Annotated in this window: 29 protein-coding genes; 22 read left to right on the top strand and 7 right to left on the bottom strand. The window is 64.4% G+C overall.

Annotation, left to right across the window (positions count from 1 at the left end; all coding sequences use genetic code 11):
- Nucleotides 1–34: 34 nt before the first annotated feature.
- On the top strand, nucleotides 35–772 hold the full coding sequence (locus V5F84_RS14380; RefSeq protein ID WP_394046795.1) for a hypothetical protein: 738 nt from the start codon (nucleotides 35–37) through the stop codon (nucleotides 770–772).
- A gap of 110 nt (nucleotides 773–882) precedes the next feature.
- Here V5F84_RS14380 and miaA read toward each other — a convergent pair whose 3' ends face one another.
- Nucleotides 883–1,797, bottom strand: a complete 915-nt coding sequence (miaA, locus tag V5F84_RS14375; protein ID WP_394046797.1) for a tRNA (adenosine(37)-N6)-dimethylallyltransferase MiaA — start codon at nucleotides 1,795–1,797, stop codon at nucleotides 883–885.
- A 21-nt stretch (nucleotides 1,798–1,818) separates the two neighbouring features.
- On the opposite strand from miaA, the gene serB reads away from it, so the two are divergent.
- On the top strand, nucleotides 1,819–2,718 hold the full coding sequence (gene serB, locus V5F84_RS14370) for a phosphoserine phosphatase SerB (protein WP_394046799.1): 900 nt from the start codon (nucleotides 1,819–1,821) through the stop codon (nucleotides 2,716–2,718).
- 71 nt (nucleotides 2,719–2,789) lie between these two features.
- Here serB and V5F84_RS14365 read toward each other — a convergent pair whose 3' ends face one another.
- From V5F84_RS14365 to V5F84_RS14340, 6 genes are all read right to left on the bottom strand, one after another.
- Nucleotides 2,790–4,298 (bottom strand): Do family serine endopeptidase, encoded by a 1,509-nt coding sequence (locus V5F84_RS14365; RefSeq protein ID WP_394046801.1) that lies wholly within the window; start codon nucleotides 4,296–4,298, stop codon nucleotides 2,790–2,792.
- A gap of 122 nt (nucleotides 4,299–4,420) precedes the next feature.
- Nucleotides 4,421–4,606, bottom strand: a complete 186-nt coding sequence (locus V5F84_RS14360) for a DUF2065 domain-containing protein (protein ID WP_394046803.1) — start codon at nucleotides 4,604–4,606, stop codon at nucleotides 4,421–4,423.
- A gap of 17 nt (nucleotides 4,607–4,623) precedes the next feature.
- Entirely contained in the window at nucleotides 4,624–5,580 is a 957-nt protein-coding gene (hflC, locus tag V5F84_RS14355; RefSeq protein WP_394046805.1) for a protease modulator HflC, read from the bottom strand.
- On the bottom strand, nucleotides 5,577–6,713 hold the full coding sequence (hflK, locus tag V5F84_RS14350; protein WP_394046807.1) for an FtsH protease activity modulator HflK: 1,137 nt from the start codon (nucleotides 6,711–6,713) through the stop codon (nucleotides 5,577–5,579). Before hflK ends, hflC begins: the two co-directional genes overlap by 4 nt.
- A 193-nt stretch (nucleotides 6,714–6,906) precedes the next feature.
- Nucleotides 6,907–7,185: a ribbon-helix-helix domain-containing protein gene (locus V5F84_RS14345; RefSeq protein WP_394046809.1), complete on the bottom strand. Its 279-nt coding sequence runs from the start codon at nucleotides 7,183–7,185 to the stop codon at nucleotides 6,907–6,909.
- Complete coding sequence (locus V5F84_RS14340; protein WP_509277213.1) at nucleotides 7,182–7,358, bottom strand: DUF4169 family protein; 177 nt, start codon at nucleotides 7,356–7,358, stop codon at nucleotides 7,182–7,184. The genes V5F84_RS14345 and V5F84_RS14340 overlap by 4 nt, the downstream gene beginning before the upstream one ends.
- A 281-nt stretch (nucleotides 7,359–7,639) precedes the next feature.
- On the opposite strand from V5F84_RS14340, the gene fumC reads away from it, so the two are divergent.
- The 20 genes from fumC to rpsQ all read left to right on the top strand — a co-directional run bounded on the left by fumC (nucleotide 7,640) and on the right by rpsQ (nucleotide 21,829).
- Entirely contained in the window at nucleotides 7,640–9,031 is a 1,392-nt protein-coding gene (gene fumC, locus V5F84_RS14335; protein ID WP_394046813.1) for a class II fumarate hydratase, read from the top strand.
- A 72-nt stretch (nucleotides 9,032–9,103) separates the two neighbouring features.
- Entirely contained in the window at nucleotides 9,104–9,709 is a 606-nt protein-coding gene (locus V5F84_RS14330; RefSeq protein WP_394046815.1) for a ParB-like protein, read from the top strand.
- A gap of 92 nt (nucleotides 9,710–9,801) precedes the next feature.
- Complete coding sequence (locus V5F84_RS14325; protein WP_394046817.1) at nucleotides 9,802–10,413, top strand: LemA family protein; 612 nt, start codon at nucleotides 9,802–9,804, stop codon at nucleotides 10,411–10,413.
- Nucleotides 10,414–10,433: 20 nt separating this feature from the next.
- The gene (locus V5F84_RS14320) at nucleotides 10,434–11,243 is read left to right on the top strand and encodes a TPM domain-containing protein (protein WP_394046819.1); all 810 of its coding nucleotides are present in this window, start codon (nucleotides 10,434–10,436) and stop codon (nucleotides 11,241–11,243) included.
- Between the two features lies 1 nt (nucleotide 11,244).
- Nucleotides 11,245–11,907 (top strand): TPM domain-containing protein, encoded by a 663-nt coding sequence (locus V5F84_RS14315; protein WP_394046821.1) that lies wholly within the window; start codon nucleotides 11,245–11,247, stop codon nucleotides 11,905–11,907.
- A gap of 470 nt (nucleotides 11,908–12,377) precedes the next feature.
- A complete protein-coding gene (gene rpsL / locus V5F84_RS14310) occupies nucleotides 12,378–12,749 on the top strand; it encodes a 30S ribosomal protein S12 (protein ID WP_012171083.1) in 372 nt (123 codons plus the stop codon).
- A gap of 17 nt (nucleotides 12,750–12,766) precedes the next feature.
- Nucleotides 12,767–13,237, top strand: a complete 471-nt coding sequence (gene rpsG / locus V5F84_RS14305) for a 30S ribosomal protein S7 (RefSeq protein WP_394014820.1) — start codon at nucleotides 12,767–12,769, stop codon at nucleotides 13,235–13,237.
- A gap of 18 nt (nucleotides 13,238–13,255) precedes the next feature.
- Nucleotides 13,256–15,331, top strand: coding sequence for an elongation factor G (fusA, locus tag V5F84_RS14300; protein ID WP_394046823.1), 2,076 nt, complete (start codon nucleotides 13,256–13,258; stop codon nucleotides 15,329–15,331).
- Between the two features lie 56 nt (nucleotides 15,332–15,387).
- Complete coding sequence (gene tuf / locus V5F84_RS14295) at nucleotides 15,388–16,578, top strand: elongation factor Tu (RefSeq protein WP_509277114.1); 1,191 nt, start codon at nucleotides 15,388–15,390, stop codon at nucleotides 16,576–16,578.
- A 65-nt stretch (nucleotides 16,579–16,643) separates the two neighbouring features.
- Complete coding sequence (gene rpsJ, locus V5F84_RS14290; protein WP_348845050.1) at nucleotides 16,644–16,952, top strand: 30S ribosomal protein S10; 309 nt, start codon at nucleotides 16,644–16,646, stop codon at nucleotides 16,950–16,952.
- 22 nt (nucleotides 16,953–16,974) lie between these two features.
- Nucleotides 16,975–17,709 (top strand): 50S ribosomal protein L3, encoded by a 735-nt coding sequence (gene rplC / locus V5F84_RS14285; RefSeq protein WP_394045018.1) that lies wholly within the window; start codon nucleotides 16,975–16,977, stop codon nucleotides 17,707–17,709.
- Nucleotides 17,709–18,329: a 50S ribosomal protein L4 gene (rplD, locus tag V5F84_RS14280; RefSeq protein ID WP_394045016.1), complete on the top strand. Its 621-nt coding sequence runs from the start codon at nucleotides 17,709–17,711 to the stop codon at nucleotides 18,327–18,329. The genes rplC and rplD overlap by 1 nt, the downstream gene beginning before the upstream one ends.
- Nucleotides 18,326–18,634 (top strand): 50S ribosomal protein L23, encoded by a 309-nt coding sequence (locus tag V5F84_RS14275; protein ID WP_348845054.1) that lies wholly within the window; start codon nucleotides 18,326–18,328, stop codon nucleotides 18,632–18,634. The genes rplD and V5F84_RS14275 overlap by 4 nt, the downstream gene beginning before the upstream one ends.
- A gap of 22 nt (nucleotides 18,635–18,656) precedes the next feature.
- Complete coding sequence (gene rplB / locus V5F84_RS14270) at nucleotides 18,657–19,490, top strand: 50S ribosomal protein L2 (RefSeq protein ID WP_394045014.1); 834 nt, start codon at nucleotides 18,657–18,659, stop codon at nucleotides 19,488–19,490.
- Nucleotides 19,491–19,501: 11 nt separating this feature from the next.
- Nucleotides 19,502–19,780, top strand: a complete 279-nt coding sequence (gene rpsS, locus V5F84_RS14265; protein ID WP_209105111.1) for a 30S ribosomal protein S19 — start codon at nucleotides 19,502–19,504, stop codon at nucleotides 19,778–19,780.
- Nucleotides 19,781–19,786: 6 nt separating this feature from the next.
- Entirely contained in the window at nucleotides 19,787–20,167 is a 381-nt protein-coding gene (rplV, locus tag V5F84_RS14260; RefSeq protein ID WP_348845056.1) for a 50S ribosomal protein L22, read from the top strand.
- On the top strand, nucleotides 20,167–20,910 hold the full coding sequence (gene rpsC / locus V5F84_RS14255) for a 30S ribosomal protein S3 (RefSeq protein ID WP_394045012.1): 744 nt from the start codon (nucleotides 20,167–20,169) through the stop codon (nucleotides 20,908–20,910). Before rplV ends, rpsC begins: the two co-directional genes overlap by 1 nt.
- 29 nt (nucleotides 20,911–20,939) lie before the next feature.
- Entirely contained in the window at nucleotides 20,940–21,353 is a 414-nt protein-coding gene (gene rplP, locus V5F84_RS14250; RefSeq protein WP_348845058.1) for a 50S ribosomal protein L16, read from the top strand.
- Nucleotides 21,354–21,363: 10 nt separating this feature from the next.
- Nucleotides 21,364–21,573 carry a 50S ribosomal protein L29 gene (gene rpmC, locus V5F84_RS14245; RefSeq protein ID WP_348845059.1) on the top strand — a complete coding sequence of 70 codons (210 nt, stop codon included), beginning with the start codon at nucleotides 21,364–21,366 and terminating at the stop codon, nucleotides 21,571–21,573.
- A 7-nt stretch (nucleotides 21,574–21,580) separates the two neighbouring features.
- Nucleotides 21,581–21,829, top strand: coding sequence for a 30S ribosomal protein S17 (rpsQ, locus tag V5F84_RS14240; protein WP_394045010.1), 249 nt, complete (start codon nucleotides 21,581–21,583; stop codon nucleotides 21,827–21,829).
- Nucleotides 21,830–21,877 lie beyond the last annotated feature (48 nt).

The following is a 21,877-nucleotide window of genomic DNA, read 5'->3' as shown; positions in this document are numbered from 1 at the left end:
GCTAAGCTTGAACGGGGATCGCAGGGGGGCGGGCATGGACAAGAAGATCAAGGGAATCCTGTGGTGGGCGTGCCTGGTCGTGGCGCCTCTCATTCTCGCCGGCATGGAGCTTTTCCACCCGGCGGGCTTCACCACCGATCCAGGCATGTATGCCTATTTGTGCACGTCCCAGCCGTTCGACCCGCGCTATTGGGCGCTCGGCTATTTCGGACCGCACTGGTGGTTCACCATGCATATGATCCAGCTGCCGATGCTCGGCCTGGTGTCCGTGGGGCTCTGGATGGCGGTGAGCGGTATCGAAGAGGGCGTCGCCTGCCTTCTGGCGTGGCTGTCCCGCATCGCCACCTTCCTGTTTCTTATCACCTATACGGCGCTTGATTCCATTGGCGGAATCGGGCTCGGCCGCAGCATGCTCAATATCGATGCCATGCGCCTGGACGGAACGCTGAGCGCCGAGCAGGCCCAGGGTGCGATCGCCCTGCTGAACCGGAACTGGACCGACCCCTGGGTGGGCGGGGTGGGCTCCTTCATCAGCCTGTCCGGCTCGTGGACCATCTTCCTGGCCGCGCTCTGCGCCGCCGTCGCCCTGCATCTGACCCGGCGGGCGCCCTGGCCGGCGCTGGTTCTGCTGGTGGCGTTCGGCTGGGAGATCCAGACCGCCCACGCCAGCCCCCATGGACCCATCGGCTTCCTGCTGCTGGCGGTCGCAGGCGCATGGATTCGCCTTTCTGCCCGGCCGGCCGTGGCCCGCACCGGCCTTGCGGCCGCCTAAAGGATTTCATCGTTTCGTAGAAGCGATGAAAATCTCTAACCCATTGCATTAGCGCATTTTCTTTACGCGAAGCGGTGTCCGCTTCGCGCGAAAATACTCTAGAGCGCGCCTCAGGCGGCCATCTCGTCCATCAGCCCATCGAGCGCCGTGGCGGGGGAGGTGCGGGGCCAGTCGGGCATCTGGTGGCGAAACCAGGTTTCCTGGCGCTTGGCATAGCGGCGCGTGTCGCCCTGGCCGAGCGCGACCGCTTCGTCGCGCGCGATCTCGCCGGCGAGATGGCGCATCAGGGGCGGCACGCCGCAGGCCTTGAGCAACGGCCGGTCCGCGGCCAGACCGCGGGCGGCGAGCCGTTCCACCTCGGCCAGGGCGCCGGCTTCCATCATCAGGTCGAATCGCAGGTCGATCTGACGGCGCAGGACCTCGCGCTCGAGATGAAGCACGCGCTTCACCACCCCTTCAGCCGGCAAGGCGGGCGGCTGCATGGTGCGCTGCCACGCGCTGAGCGAACGGCCGGTCGCCTCAACCACTTCCAGCGCGCGCAAGATGCGTTGGCGGTCGTTGGGCGCAAGGCGGAAGGCGGTCTCCGGGTCCAGTGTCGCGAGACGGCTGTGGAGCACGGGTGCGCTCTCGCCTTCGGCCGCGGCGCGAAGGGCGGCCCGCACCTCGCCGGGGATCGGGGGAATGGCGACCAGCCCCTCGGTCAGGGCACGAAAATAAAGGCCCGTGCCGCCGATCACGATGGGAAGCTGATGCGCCTCCCGCGCCGCCGCGATGGCGGCGATCACCTCGGCGAGCCAGCGGCCGACCGAATACTCCTCCGCTGCGGCGGCATGGCCGTAGAGCCGGTGGGGCACCCGCGCTTCCTCCTCAGGGCTGGGTCGCGCGGTGAGAATGCGCAAGTCCCCATAAACCTGCATGGAATCTGCATTGATGACGACACCGCCGGTGCGTTCGGCGAGGGCTATCGCGACCGCGGACTTGCCGCTGGCCGTTGGACCTGCGATGAGCACCGCCGACGGTTTCAAGCTTTCCTCATTGGACAGACCATGGTGTATGTCGCGACACTTATCGTAAATCCCTCTGACGCGACCTTAACGCGCGAAATGATTCACGCCGCACGCGCCGTTCTGCCCGGCGCGGAGGAGGAGCGCGTTCTGGCCGCCGAGGTGGCGGTGGACATTCCCTTCGACCCTGAACTTGGGGCTGATACGCGCATCCTCGCCGATGAAGTACGCACCGCGCTCGCCGGCGCGCCGGTGGACGTGGTGGTGCAACTGGCCGCCGCCCGGCGCAAGCGCTTATTCATCGCCGACATGGATTCCACCATGATCGGCCAGGAATGCATCGACGAACTGGCGGACGTGATCGGCATCAAGGCCCATGTGGCGGCGATCACCGAGCGGGCGATGCGCGGCGAAATCGCATTCGAGCCGGCGCTTCGCGAGCGCGTGGCGTTGCTCAAGGGGTTGCCGGCGCGCGTGGTCGATGAGGTTCTGAGCAGCCGCATTTCGCTCACCCCCGGCGGTGCCGAGCTGGTCGCCACCATGAAGGCGAACGGGGCATACACGGCGTTGGTTTCCGGCGGCTTCACCCTGTTCACCGATGCGGTCGCTTCGCTGCTCGGCTTTGATGAAAATCGGGCGAACCGGCTGGTGATCGAAGAGGACCTGTTCGCGGGGCGGGTGGAGGAGCCGATCCTGGGGCGCGATGCCAAGACCGCATCCCTCATCGAGCTGCGGGACCGGCTGCATCTTTCCCCGTCCGAGACCCTGGCGGTGGGAGATGGCGCGAACGATCTCGGCATGCTGGGCGAGGCGGGCCTTGGGGTGGCGTTCCACGCCAAGCCGAAGGTGGCCGAGGCGGCCCATGCTCGCATCGACCATGGGGACCTCACCGCGCTGTTGTATCTCCAGGGCTATTCGGCCGAAGATATCCGGCAGGCTTGAACACATCGGGAAATCAAACGGGATAAAAAAGCCCGGAGGTGCCGGGCTTTTTCTGCGCCTGGATGAACCGGTCAGTTCAGCGGGATGGCCGCGAACTGGACCTGCCCGTCGGCATCGGAAATCAGCAGCAGGGCGGATTTCTTGCCGTCCTTCTTCAACCCGTCGACTCGCTTTTGCACGTCGTCGGGGCTGGAAACCGCTTCCTGGCCCACCTCGACCACGATCTGCCCGGGCTTGAGGCCCTTTTCGGCCGCGGGCGAATTGCGATCCACATTGAGGATCACGACGCCCTTCACGGTGTCCTTGATCTTGAAGCGCTTGCGCAGGTCATCGCTCATGGGCGCGAGTTCCAGGCCGAGCGATTTCTTGGCTTCCGGCTTTGCCGCATCGCCGGGCGCCTTCGTGGCGGCGGCGGCCTTTTCGTCATCGGGCATGCGCGCGATCTTCAGGCGCAGGGTTTCTTCCTTCCCCTTGCGCACGACCACCACATCCACCTCCTTGTCCACCGCCGTATCGGCGACGAGACGGGGGAGGTCGCGCATTTCCTTCACGTCCTTGCCGTCGAAGCGCACCACGACATCGCCGGCCTTGAGGCCCGCCTTCGCGGCCGGCCCGCCGTCATTGACGCCGCCCACCAGCGCGCCCCGCGGCTTGCCGAGGCCGAGGCTCTCGGCGATTTCGTCGCTGACGCTCTGGATGCGCACGCCGATCCAGCCGCGGCGCACTTCCTTGAACTGCTCAAGCTGGGCGATCACCGGGGTCGCCGTGGACGCGGGCACGGCGAAGCCGATGCCGATCGAGCCGCCCGAGGGGGAGATGATGGCCGTATTGATGCCGATGACTTCGCCGTCCATGTTGAACAGCGGACCGCCGGAATTGCCGCGATTGATGGCGGCGTCGGTCTGCAGGAAGTTGTCGTACGGGCCCGCATTGATGTTGCGGTTGCGCGCCGAAACCACGCCCACCGTCAACGTGCCGCCCAGGCCGAACGGATTGCCGATGGCCATCACCCAGTCACCGACCCGCATCTTGTCGGAATCGCCGAACTTCACGAAGGTCAGCGGCTTCTCGGGCTTCACCCGCAACAGCGCGAGGTCGGTCTTCGTGTCGCGCCCGACCAGTTCCGCCTTGAGCTTCGAGCCGTCGTTGAAATTGGCATAGATTTCGTCGGCATCGGCGATCACGTGATTGTTGGTCACGATCAGGCCCGAAGGATCGATGACGAAGCCGGAACCGAGGGAGGAAACCTTGCGGCCGCGTCCGCCGTCCCGACCTTCACCGTTCTGATCGCCGTCCTGCTGCTGACGGCGCTTGAAGAATTCGTCGAAGAAATCCTCGAACGGCGAACCGGGCGGCAGCTGCGGCGTGGGCACGCTGCGAGAGGGCGCCACATTCTGCGAGGTGGAGATGTTCACCACCGCGTCCATGACCTTTTCGGCCACGTCGGCGACGGTATCGGGGCCTTTGCCGGGAGCCGCGAGGGTCGGCGCCGACCAGGCGAGGGGTGCGCTCAGCGCCACCGCGAGCAGCGGCATCTTGAGCGCGGAGAAAAGGCGAGCGGACATGAAGCGAGCGGACATGGCCTCTCCTCAGGGGCGGGGCGAAACAAGGACCCAGGCAAAGCCGCACGACGGCGGCGAGTGCTAGGCCTCGCCTGTCAATGCGGCGGAAACGCGACGCGGCGTCAACCGTGCCGCGCAGTTTATCCGCGGACCAGCCAGACCAGAACCACCCCCAGCGCCCCGGCGACCAGCCCGGCGATGCGGACCGGCGTTTCCGGCGCTTGCAGCACCGCCTTTATGGCGCTGCGCCACGCCGCCGGAAAGGCGGCGAGGCAAAGACCCTCGATCACGAGGACCAAGCCGAGGGCGGCAACCAGATCGCGCATCGACTCCCGCGCCGCGATCAGCGCACGGGCGCGGGTTGCGCCGGGACGGAGGCCGCGCCGGCGGCCGGTGTCGGCACGGACGCGGACGGGACCGGCTTTCCGCCATTGCCGAACGGGTCGGCGAAATAGCGGAAGAAAGTCGAGTCCGGACTGATCAGCAGGCGCGTGTCGCCGGGCTTGAGGCTCGCCTCATACGCCTGCATGGAGCGATAGAAGGCGAAGAAGTCCGGATCGCGGCCAAACGCATCGGCGAAGATGGCATTGCGTTCCGCGTCGCCCTGACCGCGCAACTGCTCGCCGCGCGAGGTTGCCTCGGCCACAACGATGGTGGCTTCACGCTCCGCCCGCGACCGTAGACGCTGGGCCGCCTCCGCGCCCTGCGCCCGGATTTCTGCGGCCTCGCGCTGGCGTTCGGTCTGCATGCGCTGGAACACCGCCTGGCTGTTGGCCTCGGGCAGGTCGGCGCGGCGGATCCGCACATCCACGACGACGATACCGAAGTTGGACGCTTCCCGATTCACCTGCTCGGCGATCCGGCGCATCAGTCCTTCGCGCTCGTCGCGCACGACGCTGGTGAAGGTGCTTTCGCCAAGAACGCGCCGCAGCGACGAGTTGAGGATCGTCGCGAGCCGGGAATTGGCGGCCTCGATCGAGCCCACCGCCTGATAGAAGCGCAGCGGGTTCGAAATGCGGTAGCGGGCGAAGGCATCGACCACCAAGCGCTTCTGGTCGGAGGCGATCACTTCCTGGGAGGGATTTTCCAGGTCCAGGATGCGCTTATCCAGATAGACCACGCTGTCGATGAACGGGATCTTCCAGTGCAGGCCAGGCGTGGTGATGGGCGTCAGGGGATCGCCCAGCCGCAGCACCAAGGCCTGCTGGGTCTGGTTGACGATGAAGGCGGAGGAATAAAGGCCGATCAGCACGACCACGGCGATGACGGCCAGGATGCCGCCGAGAACGGGATTTTTCATCGGGCGGCTCCTTGGGGCTGGGTGGTGCCCTGGGGCGCCGTCGATCTGCGTCCGATGTCGGCGAGCGGGAGCACCGGCACCACGCCGCCTTCGCGGGCGGTGGAATTCTGATCCACCAGCACCTTGTCCATGCCGCCGAGCACGCGCTCCATGGTTTCGAAATACATGCGCTGGCGGGTCACGTCCTTCGCCTTCACATATTGGTCATAGATGCTGAGGAAGCGCTCGGCCTGACCACGGGCTTCCACCACGGTGCGCTCGCGATAGGCCTGCGCTGCGTTGTCGATCTGCGCCGCCTGTCCGCGCGCCTCGGGAAGCACCCGATTGGCATAGGTCTGCGCTTCGTTCTGGGCGCGCTCCGCATCGGCGCGGGCGGCCTGGACGTCGCGGAAGGAATCGATGACCTGCGAGGGCGGATCGACTTTCTGCATCTGCACCTGGGTGATCTGCACGCCGGCGCCATAGCTGTCCAGAGTGCGCTGCATGAGGTCGTGCACGTCCTGCTCGATGGTCTGTCGGGCGCCGGTGAGGATCGGCTGGATATTGGTGCGGCCGATCACCTCGCGCATGGCGCTTTCCGCCACCGCCTTGATGGTGCCCTCTGGATTCTGCACGTTGAACAGGAACTTCTCGGCGTTGCTGATCACCCAGAACACGGCGAAGTCGACGTCGACGATGTTTTCATCACCCGTGAGCATCAGGCTCTCTTCGGGAATGTCGCGCATCACGGTGCTGCCGCGGCGCGGATCCTCGGTGAGGCGCATGCCGATATCGAGCCGGTTCACCCGCGTCACCTTGGGCGTGATCACCGTTTCGATGGGATAGGGCAGGTGGTAGTTGAGGCCCGGCTGGGTAATCTCCACGAACCGGCCGAAGCGGAGCACGACGCCCTGCTCGTCGGGCTCGACCCGATAGAAGCCGGACAGCAACCAGCCGGCCACGACGAGCGCCACCACGAGAATCGCGCCCTTGGTGCCCAGGGACCCCGGAAGCATGTTCTTGAGCCGATCCTGACCGCGCCGGATCAGGTCTTCAATGTCCGTTGGCGTTGGTCCCGAAGAGGAAGGTCCCGTACCCCAGGGACCGCGCGGCCCGCTTCCCCACGGGCCACCGCCCTGATTCTTCCACGACATCCGCCGTCTCCCGTTGGAGCGCCACACACGGGCGGTCCACCACAATCGAAACCGCCTGCGTCTCTGAGCTCCAACGACTCGCCCAGAAGGCGCGTCCGGATCGTCTGACTGGCAGCGGGTTATAGAAAGGCACGCGCCACGTTTCAACGCAGCGCGTGCTTCACAAGAGAGTCAGATAGGGGCCCCACCAAGCTTACGCAACGGGAGTTCCGGTTGCTCCCGTGCGGTCGGTGGCGCTGGAGGCGCGACTGGGTGCCGCATGACCGCGGTAGTGATCGAGAACGAAGAGGCGGATTGCGGAAGACAGATTCCCCTGCGTGCGCGACGAGTCGATGGTCGCGACAAGGTCAGACAATGTGAGGCGGCGGCTGCTCGCGATTTCCTTCAGGGCGTCCCAGAAGGCATCTTCGAGACTCACGCTGGTCTTGTGACCGGCGATCACGATGGATCTTTTCACAACGGGGCTTTTCATGTGTTTTCCCTCTTCGTGAGCAAATGACCCTCAAGACGCAGGGCTTTATTCCGCTGTTCCGCGGCCTCAGCTTCCCGCTCAGCCTTGGTGCGTCCGAACCGAATCCGGTTCTCGGCGGCCTCAGCCTGCGCCTCTCTGCGTGCGCGGTCTTTGCGCGAACGCCGAAGATTCACGATCTCGCTCACTTCAAGCCTCGACAAGCGGCATGGTTCCCCCCAAACCGGGCCGAGCTTCACGACCTTCAGAATAGATAAAACCTTGGTCTATCCACCTGAAAGCGCGATCAGGTCACAACACGCCTGATCCTCGGCGAACCTATGGCAAATCTAGAGAGAACGGCCCTCCTCCGGTACCGTCTTATAACTATTTTACCATTCGTTGGGCCTCGGCCTTGTTCCGGGCTGTGCTAAAAGCCTCGTCGCTCCCAGAATTTGGCGACAGGGAACCTCCCAACATGACAGCGACCCGTACCGAGACAGACACTTTCGGCCCCATCGAGGTGCCGGCAGACCGCTATTGGGGCGCCCAGGCGCAGCGGTCGCTGGGCAACTTCAAGATCGGCTGGGAGCGCCAGCCCCTGCCCATCGTGCGGGCCCTCGGCATCGTCAAGCGCGCGGCGGCGGAAACCAATATGGGGCTTGGCCGTCTCGACCCGGCGCTCGGCGCCGCGATCGTCACCGCAGCCCAGGAAGTGATCGACGGCAAGCTCGACGATCATTTTCCGCTGGTGGTCTGGCAGACCGGGTCCGGCACCCAGTCCAACATGAATGCGAACGAGGTGATCTCGAACCGCGCGATCGAGATTCTCGGCGGCGAGCGGGGCTCCAAGAAGCCGGTGCACCCGAACGATCATGTCAATATGAGCCAGTCGTCGAACGACACCTATCCCACCGCCATGCACGTGGCGTGTGCGGAAGAGATCGTTCACCGCCTTCTCCCCGCCCTCAGCACGCTCCACGCAGCCCTGGACGCGAAGGCGAAGGAATGGTCGACGATCATCAAGATCGGCCGCACCCACACCCAGGATGCGACCCCGCTCACGCTCGGCCAGGAATTTTCCGGCTACGCGCAGCAGGTCGGCAACGCCATCGCGCGCCTTGAATCCACCTTGCCGGGCCTGATGCAACTGGCTCAGGGCGGCACGGCGGTGGGCACCGGCCTCAATGCGCCGGTGGGGTTCGCCGAGAAGGTGGCGGAGCAGATCGCCGCCATCACCGGCCTGCCGTTCACCAGCGCGCCCAACAAGTTCGAGGCCCTGGCGGCGCACGACGCCATGGTGTTCTCGCACGGCGCCATCAATTCTGCGGCCGCGGCGCTGTTCAAGATCGCCAACGATATCCGCCTGCTGGGCTCGGGCCCGCGCTCCGGTCTCGGCGAACTGTCGCTGCCGGAGAACGAGCCCGGCTCCTCGATCATGCCTGGCAAGGTCAATCCGACCCAGTGCGAGGCCATGACCCAGGTGTGCGTGCAGATTTTCGGCAATAATGCCGCGCTCACCTTCGCCGGCAGCCAGGGCCATTTCGAGTTGAACGTCTATAACCCGGTCATGGCCTATAACTTCCTTCAGTCGGTGCGGCTGATGGCGGATGCGGCCAACAGCTTCACCGAGCATTGCGTGGTCGGCATCGTGCCGCGCGAGGACAATATCAAGGCGGCGCTCGAGCGGTCCTTGATGCTGGTCACCGCGCTCGCCCCGAAGATCGGCTACGATAATGCGGCGAAGATCGCCAAGACCGCGCACAAGAACGGCACGACCTTGCGCGAAGAAGCGGTTGGCGGTGGTTATGTGACGAATGAAGAGTTCGACGCGGTGGTGCGGCCCGAGCAGATGATCTCGCCGGGCTGAGCGGCGCTTCGGCCTTCAAGACAAGACGGATGGGCCGCGCGTGGCGCGGCCCGCACTTCAGCGAGGGGCGCCATGGGAAATCGCACGATTGCGATCGACGATCTGCATCCGACCCAGCTCACCCTCGGCATGGCCGAGGTGACGCGGCGCGCCAAGCGCATGGCCGCGCTCGACAAGGACGATCTCGACGATCTGGTGCGCAAGCGCCCCGTGCCGTGCGTGATCGGCCCCAAGGGCAAGCTCTATATGATCGACCATCACCATCTGTGCCGCGCCCTGCTTTTGTGCGGGCGCTCCACGGCGATACAGGATGTCGATGCGACCAAGGACTGGTCGCACATGGACGCCGACGAATTCTGGCCGGCGATGGATCGCGCCGGCATGTGCTGGCCGATCGACGCAGACGGGAACCGGCGCCCCTATGTGCGGATCCCGGACCATGTGCGCGAATTGACCGACAATCCCTGGCGCACCCTCGCGCGCGGCGTACGCGGGACGGCGTTCCGCGACGACGACGACACGCCCTTCAAGGAATTCATGTGGGGCGAATATTTCCGCACTTTCATGAGCAAGCGCTTGATCGAAACCAGCCTGAACCTGGCCGAGGATCTGGCGCTCAAACTGGCGCAGCTCGACGAGGCGCAGGACCTGCCGGGATATATGGGCAAGGGAAAATAGGGTCGGGTTTCGCAGCGCGCCGCGACGCGGCACGTTCATCCATTATCGATATGATCGGTCGCATCAGACGGTCTGCCCGAGAAAGGCTTGTCATGTCCTCAATCAGCGCTTTTGCGGATCGCGTGAAGATCCCGTCCCTGATGGTGCTCGTGGCGCTGGTCCTGGCCGGGTGCGGGGTGAACGCGATCCCCACCGAGGAAGAACGCGCAAAGGCGGCCTGGAGCGAGGTGCTCAATCAATATCAGCGCCGGTCCGATCTCATCCCGAACCTGGTCGAGACCGTGAAGGGCTATGCCGCGCAGGAAAAGGACGTCCTCACCTCCGTGGTCGAGGCGCGCGCCAAGGCCACATCCATTCGCGTGGACGCCTCCACCATCACCGACCCGGCCCAGTTCAAGCAGTTTCAGGATGCCCAGTCGCAGCTCTCCGGCGCCCTCGGCCGGCTGATCGCCGTATCGGAGGCCTATCCGGACCTGAAATCGAACCAGAACTTCCTCGCGCTCCAGTCGCAGATCGAGGGCACGGAGAATCGCATCGCGGTGGCACGGCGCGATTATATCGAGGCGGTGCGCGTCTATAATACCGAGTTGAAGACGTTCCCGGGCTCGATCTGGGCGGCCACCCTGTATCGCGGCAACAAGCCCATGGAGACCTTCACCATCTCCGAGCAGCAGATGCAGGTGCCGAAGGTGAAATTCAACTGAGCCGCGCGGGAGGCGGTGCCATGGGCCGGAGCCCCCGGGTCGATCCCAATGCGCGGCGCCTCGCGGCCCGGCGGGGGTGGGCGGGGCTATGGCTGCTCTGCGCCCTCGCGCTTTTCGCGGCGACAGCTTGGGCCGAGCTGAGCTTTCCGCCCTTGAGCGGGCGGGTGGTGGATGCGGCGGGCATTCTCGACGCCGCATCCGTCCGCAGTCTCGAAGCGAAACTGGCGGCTCAGGAGGCCAAGGCCACCGACCAGTTCGTGATCGCCACCGTGCCCTCGCTCCAGGGCACGTCGATCGAGGATTATGCGAACCGCTTGTTCCGCTTCTGGCAGATCGGCCAGGCGCGCAAGAATAACGGGGTGCTCCTGCTGGTCGCTCCGGCCGAGCGCAAGGTTCGCATCGAGGTCGGCTATGGCCTTGAGGGGATCCTGACCGACGCGGTGTCCGGCACCATCATCCGAACCGCCATCCTCCCGTCCTTCAAGGCCGGGAACATGCCCGCCGGCATCGAGGCGGGGGCTGCCGCGATCCTGGAGATTCTCAATCTGGACCCGGACGAGGCGAAGGCGCGCGCCCGTAGCGCAGAGCCGCAGGGCGGATTGACCGAGGACGATTGGGTTCAGATCGCCGTCTTCGCGATCATGGTTCTGCTGTTCCTCTATTTCATCTACCGCGGCTCCGGCGGTGGACGAGGACTGGGCGGCCGCCGCCGCGGCGTGTTCATTCCCGGCCCCATGTCCGGCGGCTGGGGCGGCGGCTCGGGGGGTGGCGGAGGCTTTTCCGGCGGCGGGGGCTCGTCGGGCGGCGGTGGCGCATCGGGGGGATGGTGAGATGAGCCGCGATACCATTCTCGAACGCCCGACGCAGCCTTCGCAGCCAGCCATCCTGACCCCCGCGGAACTGGAGCGAATCTCCCAGGCCATTGGACAGGCCGAACGGGAGACCCGTGCGGAAATCCGCGTCGTCGTCGCATCGGGTGGCGTGGTGGGACACCCGTTTCACGCGATCCTTTGGGCGGCGCTTGCCGCTTTGATCGTGCCCTGGGGAATCATCGCCGTCCTGCCGATGCGCCCAGTGTCGCTTTTGGCGATCCAGGCGGGGTGCTTTATCGTGCTCGGCCTGGTGTTCACCCGGCCGCAGGTCGCTGCCCGCATCGTTCCGCTCGCCGCTCGCCGCCAGGCGGCGCGTGCGCGCGCTCTTGAGCTGTTCCATGCCCACGGCCTGCACCAGACCGAGGCGCGCAGCGGCCTGCTGATCTTCGTCGCCCCGCGCGATCGCCTGGTGGAAATCGTGGCCGACGAGGGGGTTCAAGCGGCAATCCCGCATGAGGCCTGGACTTCGCTCTGTGGCGCGGTGGTTGAACGCGCGGGGGAAGGTGCGCTCGCGGAGGGTATTGCTGCCGCCGTCTCCCAGGCGGGCGCACTGCTGGCGCCGCACCTGCCGGCGGTACCGGGAGACAAAAACGAACTCTCCGACAGGGTCGTATTAATATAATATGACGCAGACGCCGGTTTTGCCCCGGGAAGCGGGACGAAACTTGCAATAAAGCTGTCACGAAGCTTGCGAGCCCTTGACGCACGGCGACTCTGCGGCTACACCACGCTCCACTTCCACGGCAGACGTTCGCGTCTGAGCGATCGGAGCAGCTTTCCCGGTATCCGGGGCGCCCTGATCAAATAGCCAAAAGCTGCCTGGAAGAGCACTGCGAGACAAGGGTGCACGATCGCGGCGCCAATCTCCGAAAGGAGATGGAGTGGCGTGATCCTCTGTCGCGAACGAAGCGGAATGCTGTTGAATCAGCATTCGATGCTGAGGCGTTTGCGGTGCCGCTGAAGGGCGAAAGCCTTTCGGCGTCGAAACTGTTTTGTGGCGGCTTCGGCCGTTAAATCGTGGCGGTCCCCGAGGGGGTCGCAAAATTCATGGATGCGGCGAAAGCCGCAGGTCAGGACGAGGCGAAGGCGTACATGCCGACGATCAACCAGCTGATCCGGAAGCCGCGGGAAGCGCAGAAGGCGCGGGACAAGGCTCCTGCTCTTCAGTCGAGCCCGCAGAAGCGCGGCGTTTGCACCCGCGTTTACACCACGACCCCGAAGAAGCCGAACTCGGCGCTTCGTAAGGTCGCCAAGGTGCGGCTGACCAACAGCTACGAAGTGATCGGTTACATCCCCGGTGAGGGACATAACCTTCAGGAGCACTCGGTGGTCATGATCCGCGGCGGCCGCGTCAAGGATCTGCCCGGCGTGCGTTATCACATCCTCCGCGGCGTGCTGGATACCCAGGGCGTGAAGAACCGCAAGCAGCGCCGTTCGAAGTACGGCGCGAAGCGGCCGAAGTGATCAGGGGAGCTTGAGCTATGTCTCGTCGTCATAAAGCCGAGCGCCGCGAAGTCATTCCGGACGCAAAGTACGGCAGCCTCGTGCTCAGCCGTTTCATGAATTCCGTCATGCGTGACGGCAAGAAGTCGGTTGCGGAAACCATCGTGTACGGCGCCCTCGACGTGGTCGAGTCCAAGGCCAAGCACGATCCGGTCGAGGTGTTCGTCACCGCGCTGGAAAATGTCGCGCCGGCCGTCGAAGTGCGGTCGCGCCGCGTCGGTGGCGCCACCTACCAGGTGCCCGTTGAAGTGCGCGTCGAGCGTCGCCAGACCCTGGCGATCCGCTGGCTGATCGCTTCGGCCCGGGCCCGCAACGAGAAGACCATGGTGGAGCGTCTCTCCGCCGAGCTGCTTGATGCCGCCAACAATCGCGGCAACGCGGTGAAGAAGCGTGAAGATACGCACCGGATGGCGGAAGCCAACCGTGCCTTCTCTCATTATCGCTGGTGATCGGAGAGGACCTCAGTCATGCCGCGCATTAACGCCGTCGAGGACTACCGTAATTTCGGCATCATGGCCCACATTGATGCCGGCAAGACCACGACCACCGAGCGAATTCTCTATTACACCGGCAAGAGCCACAAGATCGGCGAAGTCCATGATGGCGCCGCCACCATGGATTGGATGACGCAGGAGCAGGAGCGTGGCATCACGATCACCTCTGCTGCGACGACCGCCTTCTGGAACGGCAAGCGCCTGAACATCATCGACACCCCCGGCCACGTGGACTTCACCATCGAAGTCGAGCGTTCGCTGCGTGTGCTCGACGGCGCGGTCTGCGTGCTCGACGGCAACCAGGGCGTCGAGCCCCAGACCGAGACGGTGTGGCGCCAGGCCGACAAGTACAACGTGCCCCGCATCGTGTTCGTCAACAAGATGGACAAGACCGGCGCCGACTTCTACCGCTGCGTCGAGATGATCATCGACCGCGTGGCCGGCAACCCCGTGTGCTGCCAGCTGCCGATCGGCTCCGAGAACAATTTCAAGGGCATCATCGACCTGGTCCGCATGAAGGCGGTCGTGTGGGAAGACGAAGCCCTCGGCGCGAAGTTTCATGACGAAGAGATCCCTGCGGATCTCGCCGACAAGGCTGCCGAATATCGCAACAAGCTGGTGGAAGCCGCCGTCGAACTCGACGACGATGCCATGGCTGCGTACCTCGACGGCACCGAGCCGGACGAAGCGACCCTCAAGTCGCTGATCCGCAAGGCGGTCGTGACCCGTAAGTTCAATCCGGTGTTCTGCGGCTCGGCCTTCAAGAACAAGGGCGTCCAGCCCCTGCTCGATGCGGTCGTCGACTATCTGCCGAGCCCGATCGATCGTGGCGCGATCAAGGGAATCGACTTCAAGACCGAGGAAGACACCGTTCGTCTTCCGAGCGACGACGAGCCGCTGTCGGTTCTCGCGTTCAAGATCATGGACGACCCCTTCGTCGGCACCATCACCTTCTGCCGCGTCTACTCGGGCAAGCTCGAGACCGGCATGGGTCTGCTCAACTCCACCCGCGACAAGCGCGAGCGCGTCGGCCGGATGCTGTTGATGCACGCCAACAACCGCGAAGACATCAAGGAAGCCTATGCGGGCGATATCGTCGCCCTCGCCGGCCTGAAGGATGTGCGCACTGGTGACACCCTGTGCGACACCACCAAGCCGGTCATCCTTGAAAAGATGGAATTCCCCGAGCCGGTGATCGAGATCGCCATCGAGCCCAAGTCCAAGGCGGACCAGGAAAAGCTCGGCATCGCCCTCTCGAAGCTGGCGGCGGAGGATCCCTCTTTCCGCGTGTCGACCGATTTCGAAAGCGGCCAGACCATCCTCAAGGGCATGGGCGAACTGCACCTCGACATCAAGGTCGACATCCTGCGCCGGACCTACAAGGTGGACGCCAACATCGGCGCCCCCCAGGTGGCCTATCGCGAAACCATCACGAAGAAGACCGAAGTCGACTACACCCACAAGAAGCAGACCGGCGGTACCGGCCAGTTCGCTCGGGTGAAGTTCACGGTCGAGCCGAACGAAGTGGGCAAGGGCTTCAGCTTCGAGAGCGTGATCGTCGGCGGTGCGGTGCCCAAGGAATATATCCCGGGCGTCCAGAAGGGTCTCGAGAGCGTGCTCGGTGCGGGCGTGCTGGCGAACTTCCCGGTGGTGGACGTGAAGGTTCAGCTCACCGACGGCGCGTATCACGAAGTGGACTCGTCCGCTCTCGCGTTCGAAATCGCCTCTCGTGCGGCGTTCCGTGAAGCCCTTCAGAAGGGCGGCTCGGTGCTGCTGGAGCCGATCATGAAGGTCGAGGTGGTGACGCCGGAAGATTATACGGGTTCGGTGATCGGCGATCTGAATTCTCGCCGTGGCCAGATCCAGGGCCAGGACATGCGCGGCAATGCGAACGTCATCAATGCGATGGTGCCGCTGGCCAACATGTTCGGCTACGTGAACACGCTGCGGTCCTTCAGCCAGGGCCGCGCCACCTTCACCATGCAGTTCGACCACTACGAGCAGGTGCCGTCGAACGTCGCGCAGGAGGTTCAGGCGAAATACGCCTGAACTTCATAACCGAACCCTGATCGAGAAATCGCCAGAGAGACCCAACGGAGAGTCCCATGGCCAAAGCAAAATTTGAACGCACGAAGCCGCACTGCAACATCGGCACGATTGGTCACGTTGACCATGGGAAGACGTCGCTGACGGCTGCGATCACGAAGGTGCTTGCGGAAGCGGGCGGCGCGACGTTCACGGCGTACGACCAGATCGACAAGGCGCCGGAAGAGAAGGCGCGCGGCATCACGATTTCGACGGCGCACGTGGAATACGAGACGCCGAACCGCCACTATGCGCACGTGGACTGCCCCGGGCACGCCGATTATGTGAAGAACATGATCACCGGCGCGGCGCAGATGGACGGCGCGATCCTGGTGGTCTCGGCGGCCGACGGCCCGATGCCGCAGACCCGCGAGCACATCCTTCTGGCGCGCCAGGTGGGCGTTCCGGCGCTGGTGGTGTTCCTGAACAAGTGCGACATGGTGGACGATCCCGAGCTTCTGGAGCTCGTGGAGATGGAAGTGCGCGAGCTTCTGTCGAAGTACGACTTCCCGGGCGACGACATCCCGATCATCCACGGTTCGGCGCTGATGGCGCTTGAGGGCAAGTCCCCCGAGCTCGGCCATGACGCGGTCCTGAAGCTGATGGAAGCGGTGGACAGCTACATCCCGCAGCCGGAGCGTCCGGTGGACCTGCCGTTCCTGATGCCGATCGAGGACGTGTTCTCGATCTCGGGCCGCGGCACGGTGGTGACGGGTCGCGTGGAGCGCGGCGTGATCAAGGTGGGCGAGGAAGTCGAGATCGTCGGCATCCGCCCGACCACCAAGACGACGGTGACCGGCGTTGAAATGTTCCGCAAGCTCCTGGACCAGGGGCAGGCGGGCGACAACGTGGGCATCCTGGTGCGCGGCACCAAGCGCGAGGACGTGGAGCGCGGCCAGGTCGTGTGCAAGCCGGGTTCGGTGAAGCCGCACACGAAGTTCAAGGCCGAAGCCTACATCCTGACGAAGGAAGAAGGCGGCCGCCATACGCCGTTCTTCACCAACTACCGCCCGCAGTTCTACTTCCGCACGACGGACGTGACGGGCATCTGCACGCTGCCCGAGGGCACCGAAATGGTGATGCCCGGGGACAATGTTTCGATGGACGTGGCCCTGATCGTCCCCATCGCCATGGAGGAGAAGCTGCGCTTCGCCATCCGTGAAGGTGGCCGGACCGTCGGCGCAGGCGTCGTCGCTTCCATCATCGAGTGAAATAGAAGTTTGAACGGGGGCGCGTGGTTCGCCCATGCGTCCCTCTTTCGTGGAGCCCTAGAGCCATGAACGGCCAGAACATTCGAATCCGCCTGAAGGCGTTCGATCATCGCATCCTCGATGCGTCAACACGCGAGATCGTCGCCACGGCCAAGCGCACGGGCGCGCAGGTGCGCGGCCCGATTCCGCTGCCGACGCGGATCGAGAAGTTCACCGTCAACCGGTCTCCGCACGTCGATAAGAAGTCGCGCGAGCAGTTTGAGATGCGTACTCACAAGCGGTTGCTCGATATCGTCGATCCGACGCCCCAGACGGTGGACGCGCTGATGAAGCTCGACCTCGCCGCCGGCGTTGACGTCGAAATCAAGCTCTGAAGTGAGGCGAGGAGACACGACCATGCGGTCAGGCGTCATCGCCCAGAAGGTCGGCATGACACGCATCTTTACGGATGCTGGTGAACATGTCCCGGTCACTGTGCTGAAAGTTGAGAGCTGCCAGGTGGTTGCCCACCGCACGCTCGATAGCAACGGATATGTCGCGGTTCAGCTCGGTGCTGGCCGTCGCAAGCCGAAGAACACCACCCGCGCCGAGCGGGGCCACTTCGCGGTGGCCGAGGTGGAGCCCAAGCGCAAGCTCGCGGAATTCCGCGTGGATGCCGAAGGCCTCATCCCGGTCGGTGCCGAGATCACCGCTGACCACTTTGTCGTGGGCCAGTATGTGGATGTCACCGGCACCACCATCGGCAAGGGCTTTGCCGGTGGTATGAAGCGGCACAATTTCGGCGGTCTGCGCGCCTCTCACGGCGTGTCGATCTCCCACCGCTCCATCGGTTCGACCGGTGGTCGCCAGGATCCCGGCAAGACCTTCAAGAACAAGAAGATGCCGGGTCACATGGGCGATGTCACCGTGACCACCCAGAACCTGAAGGTCGTGATGACCGACGTCGAGCGCGGCCTGATCGCGGTCGAGGGTGCGGTTCCCGGTCACGCCGGCGGCTGGATCACGGTGCGTGATGCGGTGAAGAAGCGTCTGCCCACCGAAGCCCCCAAGCCCGGCGCGTTCAAGCTGCGCGACGGCAATGGCGGCGCGGCCGAGGTGCAGGCTGAAGCGACGAACGGGGAGGGCGCGTGATGGAAATCGCCGTCAAGACGCTCGATGGATCCGACGCAGGGTCGGTGACACTTTCGGACGAGATTTTCGGTCTCGAGCCCCGTGCGGATATCCTGCACCGGTGTGTCACGTGGCAGTTGTCGCGTCGCCAGGCCGGCACCCATCGCACCAAAGGTCGTTCGGAAATCAACCGCACGTCCAAGAAGCTCTACAAGCAGAAGGGCACGGGCAATGCCCGTCACGGAGCGGCGTCTGCGCCTCAGTTCCGTGGCGGCGGTCGCGCCTTCGGTCCGGTCGTGCGTTCCCACGCCATCGACCTGCCGAAGAAAGTGCGGGCCCTGGCGCTGAAGCATGCGCTTTCGTCCAAGGCGAAGGCGGAGCAGATCGTCGTTCTCGACCAGATGTCGCTGACCGACCCCAAGACCAAGGCCCTGAAGGAACAGTTCGCGAAGCTCGGTTGGGCTTCGGTGCTGATCGTGGACGGATCCGAAGTGGAGGCCAACGTCGCCATGGCGGCGCGCAACCTCCCCTACGTGGACGTTCTGCCGATCCAGGGCATCAACGTTTACGACATCCTGCGGCGTGACACCCTGGTCCTGACCAAGGCAGCCGTGGACGCGCTGGAGGCGCGCTTCAAATGAGCCCGCAGCGGAACATCGAGCCACGTCATTACGACGTGATCCTGTCTCCCGTCATCACCGAGAAGGCGACGGCGGCGAGCGAATTCAACAAGGTCGTCTTCAAGGTCGCCCGCACCGCCACCAAGCCCCAGATCAAGGAGGCGGTGGAGAAGCTGTTCGACGTGAAGGTGAAGAGCGTCAACACCCTGGTCCGCAAGGGCAAGGTGAAGATCTTCAAAGGCCGCAAAGGTGTGCAGTCCGACGTGAAGAAGGCGGTCGTGACCCTCGAAGAGGGCCAGACCATCGACGTCACCACGGGCCTGTGAGCAGAGGGACGGGAATAAGACCATGGCGCTGAAGCATTTCAAGCCGGTCACGCCGAGCCTCCGCCAGCTCGTGATCGTGGACCGCTCCGGCCTCTACAAGGGCAAGCCGGTGAAGACGCTGACCGAGGGCAAGAGCTCCTCGGGTGGCCGTAACAATAATGGTCGCGTCACGGTTCGCTTCCGTGGCGGCGGCCATAAGCAGACCTACCGTCTGGTGGACTTCAAGCGCGCCAAGCGCGACATGGCGGCCGTGGTGGAGCGGATCGAATATGATCCCAACCGTTCGGCCTTCATCGCCCTGGTCAAGTACGAGGACGGTGATCTTGCCTATATCCTGGCGCCGCAGCGCCTGGCAGTGGGCGACAGCGTGATCGCCGGCGAGCAGGTCGACGTGAAGCCGGGCAATGCCGGCCCGCTGTCGAACCTGCCGGTGGGCACGATCGTGCACAATGTCGAGCTGAAGATCGGCAAGGGCGGCCAGATGGCCCGTTCCGCCGGCGCCTATGCGCAGATCGTCGGCCGCGACCATGGCTATGTGATCGTTCGCCTGAACTCGGGCGAGCAGCGCCTGGTGCACGGCGCGTGCTACGCGACGGTGGGTGCGGTTTCGAACCCGGACCACATGAACATCTCTCTGGGCAAGGCGGGTCGTAACCGCTGGCTCGGACGCAAGCCGCACAACCGCGGCGTGACCATGAACCCGGTCGATCACCCCCACGGCGGCGGTGAAGGACGTACCTCGGGCGGCCGTCATCCGGTCACCCCGTGGGGCCTCCCGACCAAGGGCAAGAAGACCCGCAACAACAAGGCGACGGATCGGTTCATCGTGACCAGCCGTCACAAGCGGAAGAAGTGAGGGCCTGACTTATGTCAAGAGCGATTTGGAAGGGCCCGTTCGTCGACGGCTATCTGCTCAAGAAGGCAGACACCGCGCGTGCTTCGGGTCGCAATGATACGATCAAGATCTGGAGCCGTCGCTCCACGATCCTCCCCCAGTTCGTGGGCCTTACTTTCGGCGTTTATAACGGCCAGAAGCACGTCCCCGTTTATGTGTCGGAAGACATGGTCGGCCACAAGTTCGGCGAATTCTCGCCGACCCGTACCTATTACGGGCATGCGGCTGACAAGAAGTCGAAGCGGCGGTGATAGGCCATGGGTAAGCAGGCAAAGCCCCGCGCTCTCGCGGACAACGAAGCCAAGGCGGTTGCGCGCAATCTGCGCGTCTCCCCCCAGAAGCTGAACCTCGTCGCGGGTTTGATCCGCGGCAAGAAGGTGGCGACGGCCCTCGCCGATCTCGAGTTCTCTCGCAAGCGGATCGCCCGCGACGTGAAGAAGTGCCTCGAGAGCGCGATCGCCAACGCCGAGAACAACCACGAGCTGGACGTCGACGATCTGATCGTCGCCGAAGCGCATGTGGGCAAGGGCCTGGTGATGAAGCGGTTCTCGCCGCGTGCGCGCGGTCGCGCCTCGCGCATCGAGAAGCCGTTCGCGCAGATCACCATCGTGGTGCGTGAAGTTGAGGAGCGGGCCTGATGGGTCAGAAGGTCAATCCGATCGGGCTGCGGCTCGGCATCAACCGCACGTGGGATAGCCGCTGGTTCGCCAACAAGGGCGAATACGGGCAGCTGCTCCACGAGGACATCAAGATCCGCAAGATGCTGTTCAAGCTTCTGAAGCAGGCGGCGGTGTCCAAGGTGGTCATCGAGCGTCCGCACAAGAAGTGCCGCGTGACGATCCATTCCGCCCGCCCGGGCGTGGTGATCGGCAAGAAGGGCGCCGACATCGACAAGCTTCGCAAGAAGGTTGCCGACATGACCAAGTCGGAGGTCTTCATCAACATCATCGAAATCCGCAAGCCAGAAATCGATGCGCGGTTGGTGGCCGAGTCCATTGCCCAGCAGCTGGAGCGTCGCGTCGCGTTCCGCCGCGCCATGAAGCGCGCCGTTCAGTCGGCGATGCGTCTCGGCGCCGAAGGCATCCGGATCAATTGCTCCGGCCGTCTCGGCGGGGCTGAGATCGCGCGCCTGGAATGGTACCGCGAAGGTCGTGTGCCGCTGCACACCCTGCGCGCCGACGTGGATTACGGCACCGCCACTGCTTTCACGACCTATGGGACGTGCGGCGTGAAGGTGTGGATCTTCAAGGGGGAAATCCTCGAGCACGATCCCATGGCCCAGGACAAGCGCCTGGCTGAGAGCGACGGCCCGAGCGGGCGTCCGCCCCGGCGTGAACGTGATCGCGACCATGGTCGCGACCGCGATCGCGACGCGGCCTGACGCTCGAGCAGAGAGAAAGGCGATAAGCCATGCTGCAACCCAAGCGCACGAAATTCCGCAAGCAGTTCAAGGGACGCATTCACGGCGTCGCGAAGGGCGGCACGGAACTGAATTTCGGCGAATTCGGCCTCAAGGCGCTCGAGCCCGAGCGTGTGACGGCCCGCCAGATCGAAGCCGCGCGTCGCGCACTGACCCGTCACATGAAGCGTGCCGGCCGGGTGTGGATCCGCGTTTTCCCCGATGTGCCCGTGACCTCCAAGCCCACCGAAGTTCGTATGGGTAAGGGCAAGGGCGCTCCTGAATATTGGGCGGCCAAGATCAAGCCCGGCCGCATCATGTTCGAAATCGACGGTGTCAGCGTCGAGACGGCCCGTGAGGCTCTCACGCTCGCCGCCGCGAAACTGCCCATCAAGACGCGCTTCATTCAGCGCATCGCCGAGTGAGGAGAGGCTCATGAAAGCCGAGGACGTTCGGGCCCTCAGCCCCGATCAGCTCGCCGATGAGCTGCTGAAGCTGAAGAAGGAACAGTTCAACCTGCGCTTCCAGAAGGCGACGGGTCAGCTGGAGAACACCGCGCGGTCGAAGGAGATCCGTCGCGATATCGCGCGGGTCAAGACCGTGCAGACCACCAAGCGCGGCGCGGCCGCGTCGAAGGCGAAGTGAGGGAACGATGCCGAAGCGCGTGCTCCAAGGCGTCGTGGTGAGCGACAAGCAGGACAAGACGGTGGTGGTCCGGGTGGAGCGTCGCTTCACTCACCCGCTGCTGAAGAAGACCGTTCGTCGGTCCAAGAAGTATCACGCGCATGATGCGGAGAATTCGTATCACGTGGGCGATATCGTTTGGATCGAAGAGCATCGGCCTCTGTCTAAGCTCAAGAACTGGATCGTGATCCAGGGCGAGAAGCGGGCCGAGGTCTGATAACGAAGCGCTCCGATGCTGGGTCCGTCGAGTTCGGGACGCCTGGAC

The organism is Roseixanthobacter liquoris, assembly GCF_043195135.2.
In the GTDB taxonomy this organism is placed as follows: domain Bacteria; phylum Pseudomonadota; class Alphaproteobacteria; order Rhizobiales; family Xanthobacteraceae; genus NCEH01.
This window is presented reverse-complemented; position numbering and strand designations above follow the sequence as displayed.